The organism is Nesterenkonia sp. AN1 (genome assembly GCF_000582475.1).
GTDB classification, from domain to species: domain Bacteria; phylum Actinomycetota; class Actinomycetes; order Actinomycetales; family Micrococcaceae; genus Nesterenkonia; species Nesterenkonia aurantiaca.
Map to the genome: position 1 here is coordinate 1 of NZ_JEMO01000031.1, position 3690 is coordinate 3690.

General features: G+C 65.4%; 5 protein-coding genes. 4 read left to right on the forward strand and 1 reads right to left on the reverse strand.

Translation table 11 applies throughout. The features are described from left to right. Positions 1–326: hypothetical protein (locus BG28_RS15535; protein WP_235181128.1), on the forward strand; the 326-nt coding region annotated here is incomplete at its 5' end. Between the two features lie 76 nt (positions 327–402). On the opposite strand, the gene BG28_RS13505 is transcribed toward BG28_RS15535, so the two are convergent. Next, positions 403–1107, reverse strand: a complete 705-nt coding sequence (locus BG28_RS13505) for a GAF and ANTAR domain-containing protein (RefSeq protein ID WP_036478017.1) — start codon at positions 1105–1107, stop codon at positions 403–405. Between the two features lie 788 nt (positions 1108–1895). Between BG28_RS13505 and BG28_RS13510 the strand changes: the two genes are divergently transcribed. From BG28_RS13510 to BG28_RS13520, 3 genes are read left to right on the forward strand one after another with little or no spacing between them, the layout of a single operon-like run. Further along, complete coding sequence (locus BG28_RS13510; RefSeq protein WP_051501493.1) at positions 1896–2630, forward strand: hypothetical protein; 735 nt, start codon at positions 1896–1898, stop codon at positions 2628–2630. Next, a complete protein-coding gene (locus BG28_RS13515) occupies positions 2627–3109 on the forward strand; it encodes a phage holin family protein (RefSeq protein ID WP_051501494.1) in 483 nt (160 codons plus the stop codon). Before BG28_RS13510 ends, BG28_RS13515 begins: the two co-directional genes overlap by 4 nt. Further along, positions 3106–3684 (forward strand): DUF3618 domain-containing protein, encoded by a 579-nt coding sequence (locus BG28_RS13520; RefSeq protein ID WP_036478019.1) that lies wholly within the window; start codon positions 3106–3108, stop codon positions 3682–3684. Before BG28_RS13515 ends, BG28_RS13520 begins: the two co-directional genes overlap by 4 nt. Positions 3685–3690 lie beyond the last annotated feature (6 nt).

A 3690-nucleotide genomic window follows, 5' to 3' on the forward strand; every position in this document is an offset into this window, starting at 1 on the left:
CTATTGGTGCGGCAGACCCGACTGGCATGTATTACGGGCCTCGCAACCGAGCCGGCACGCTGATGAAGACCGCCGGACACACCCCATCGGCAGGAACCACCGGCACAGCAGTACGAGTAATTTCCAAGGGCGGCTACATCGGCGCTCTAGCCAACAAGTTCTACGCCGGCTACCAACGCAAAGGCGAACAGGTCACCGTCACCTGGGATGCCAACACCGTGACCATCAGCGGCGCAAACGGCGAGACCATAGCCCAGTACCCCAAACCCGAACAACGCCGCGGCTGGCACGGACCCCGCCAGAGGCCACCGTCCACGATCTCCTGAGACATAGATATATCCACGATGTCTTGAGACACACCTGTGCACGATCTCCTGAGACATCACACCTGGTGACAAGGTCCTAGGGACCGACTGAGGCCACGAGCTCTTCGGCCAGCGCACGAAGTTTGATGTTGCGGTGATTCGAGGCTGCCTTGAGAACCGTCACCGCATCATCCTGGCTGCACCGATTCTGGGCCATGATGATGCCCACCGCCGTGTCAATCGTTGATCGTGTCTTCATGGCTCGCCGACGGTCCTCGACATCCTCGGCGTAGGCGGCGATTCGCACCGCAATGGCCACCACAGTGGAGACGGCCTCGGTGAAGCGCCGCGCGGCACGAATCTCTTCTTCAGTAAAGGCCCCCACTTCGTGGGTGTAGAAATTCATAGCCGCCGTGGAGGAACCCTCCATGACCACCGGCACTGCGACGATGCTGCGCAGACCTCGGTCGCGCACCTCGGCCATATACTCCGGCCACCGATTCTCATACCGCACATCGGGGACCCGTATGAGGTTCCCCGTCTTCTGAGCCTCCAGGCACGGCCCTTCGTCAAACCCGGCTTGCAGTTCATCCATCTGTTGAGCTTCCAACGAGCTGGTGGCCAGCACCGTGTTCCGCTTGGCACGGTTCAACAGAACTCCGCACAAGACTTCCCGGTCGGTGGATAAGTGTCGGGCGGCCAGCTCCGCGATGCTCGTCAGCATCCCCGCTATGTCGCGATTCTGAGTAAGCACATCGGCCAGCGCGGCGGTCAGATCCTGAGGGTCTTTGGTGGTCTCCATCGGAAAGACTCCTTCACATCGGTCCCGTCCGAAGAGCGACGGATTCTCACCGACGCTACGCCAGGGGCCTGCAATCCCGACAGCGCCCGGACGCGACTACGGCCCGAACTTGCCTGCTTCCCCGTGGCTCTCCCTCCCACCAGAGACCTGGGTCGAGGCTCCCGGCAGAAGAAGAGGTCATGTCCTTAAAAAATTGAATACTTTGGGCTCTTTACCCACGCTCAACCATGAACTACCGTCGTGTTCAGCTCAAGCAACGGGCTCTTGATTCTGAATTCAAGGGGTACCCCGTGCAGCGGCATTCACTTCTCATCGACGGCAGTTCTGCCTGTTCCCGGCCTCTCCGCACCCAGGTCGGTGGGTACCTGACGTGTGAGACTTCAGGGGCCTTCACTGCGGCTCGAGTCCGCGCCGCCGCCTCGATGCCCGCCCTCGATGCCCGCCCTCGTGGCCCCTTCTGCCCTGCACCGCACTGCCGACCTCGGACCTGGCGCACTGGCTGCCCAGGCAGCACCGGTTGGCAGATCCGCATCGTCGCCGCGGCCTTAGCCCTCGGTGGCGTCCCTGCGCGACTCCTCGCCCTGCCCGACTCACTCCGACGCCAATGCTGATGACTTCAACGAAAGGCAGTCATGACTGACACCAACAACACACCGCCACGTCCGTCCAACCCAGAAGATCCCGCGCACAAGACCCCAGCCGCCTCAACTCTCGGGTCCGCTCCGTCCGCCCCTGGTGTGACCGAGCCAGTGCCTGCAGTGCGCTCGGCCCCACCGGGCCTCGAGTCTGTGACCGGTGAACCCGGCTACTCCGACCCGCATGCGTCCGAGACCGGTTCTGCAGGAAGCGCCGATCACGCAAAAGGTGCGGCCCGAAATGTCGCCGGCGACGCCACGGAGGCCGGACGTGCCGTCAAGGACACCGCCGCGCAGGAAGCCGCAGGGGTCAAGGATGACGCGGTACGCGAGGCCAAACGCCTCGGTGGCGAGGCCAGCACGGTGCTGGAGTCCCAAGCCGCCGAACAGCTGGATCGTGCTGCAGGCACCGTGCGCACCTTCAGCGACGACGTCGCCCGCATCGCTCGCGGCGAGAAGCCTGAGCCCGGGGTTGCGAAAGACCTCGTGGACCAGCTGAACACCCGCGCCGAGGCCACCGCCAGCTGGCTCGAGGATCATGACCCCCGGGAGGTTCTGCACGAGGTGCAGAGCTTCGCGCGTCGTCGTCCGGTGGCGTTCCTGGCCATCGCAGCCGGGGTCGGTTTCGCCGCCGGCCGACTGACTCGTGGGCTCAAGCAGAATCATGCCGATGACGCTCATCAGAGCTCCTCGACCTCGAATCACCGGGCGACCAGCGCATCTGGGTCCCCGGCTCGCACCAGCACCCCCGACACCCCTGCCGGCGCCCCAGCTGGCCCCGCCTCCGGGCCTGCTCCCGGCACCTCAGCCGGCACCGCCTCGGGGCCGGTCCCCGGCACCATCCCCGCTGGAAGCACGGATCCCTATGCCGGAGGTGGTGGCCGATGAGCGGCTTCAATTCCCCGGCCGGGCACTCCCCCACAGGGCCGGCCTCACCCGGCCCTGCGCCTGTCGATCCTGCACGCCAGGCCGAGCGCAAGGCGGAGCAGGAATCCTTGGGGTCGTTGATGTCCCAGGTCAGCGGTGACCTCTCCACCCTGATCCGGCAGGAGACAGCGCTGGCGAAGGCGGAGCTCTCCGAGACCGCGAAAAAGTCCGGAAAGGGTGCCGGCATGTTCGGCGGCGCCGGCATCGCCGGGCACTTCGTGCTGCTCTTCCTCTCCATCGCCCTCTGGGCCGCTCTGGGCGCCACCGCGATCGGCACCGCCTGGTCAGCGGTCATCGTCGCCGCGATCTGGGCGATCATCGCCGCGGTCCTGGCGGTGCTCGGGAAGAAGAACCTTGAACAGGCCCAGGGCGCCCCGCACACGACGGAGACCCTCAAAGAAATCCCCGACGCCCTCACCCCCACCAAGGAGACCCGATGACACAGCAGACTCCGGAAGAGATCCGCGCCGATATCGAGCGGACCCGCAGCAGCCTCTCCCTTGACGTCGACGCCGTCGCCGACAAGGTCTCACCCTCCAAGGTCGCGCAGCGACAGACTGAGAAGGTCCGCCACACCGTGGGCGGATGGAAGGATCACGTGATGGGCTCAGCCGATGATGCCTCCACCAAGGTCTCCGATCGGGCGCACCACGCGGCCGAAGGGGTTCAGCATGCACCCGGTGCGGCGAAGCAGAAGACTCGCGGAAACCCGCTGGCGGCCGGGCTGATCGCCCTGGGCGCCGGGTGGCTCGCAGCCTCGATCGTGCCGGCCTCTGAGCCGGAGAAGAAGGCGGCCGCCAAGCTCGAAGACCAGGCCCAGCCCTTGGTCGATGATGCGAAGAGCCAGGCGAAGTCGATGGCCGAGGAGCTCAAGGAGCCGGCGCAGGAATCTGCGCAGCGAGTCCGAGACTCAGCGGCTGAGAGTGCGCAGAACGTGAAGTCTGAAGGACAGGATCAGAAAGATTCCGTCGCAGACTCCGCGAAGTCCTCGGCGCAGGACGTGCGGGGCAGCTGACACGTG

What these genes read in the sequence shown, in the direction of transcription:
- BG28_RS13505 (WP_036478017.1), bottom strand. Translation starts at nt 1,107, where the DNA reads ATGGAGACCACCAAAGACCCTCAGGATCTGACCGCCGCGCTGGCCGAT.
- BG28_RS13515 (WP_051501494.1), top strand. Translation starts at nt 2,627, where the DNA reads ATGAGCGGCTTCAATTCCCCGGCCGGGCACTCCCCCACAGGGCCGGCC.
- BG28_RS13520 (WP_036478019.1), top strand. Translation starts at nt 3,106, where the DNA reads ATGACACAGCAGACTCCGGAAGAGATCCGCGCCGATATCGAGCGGACC.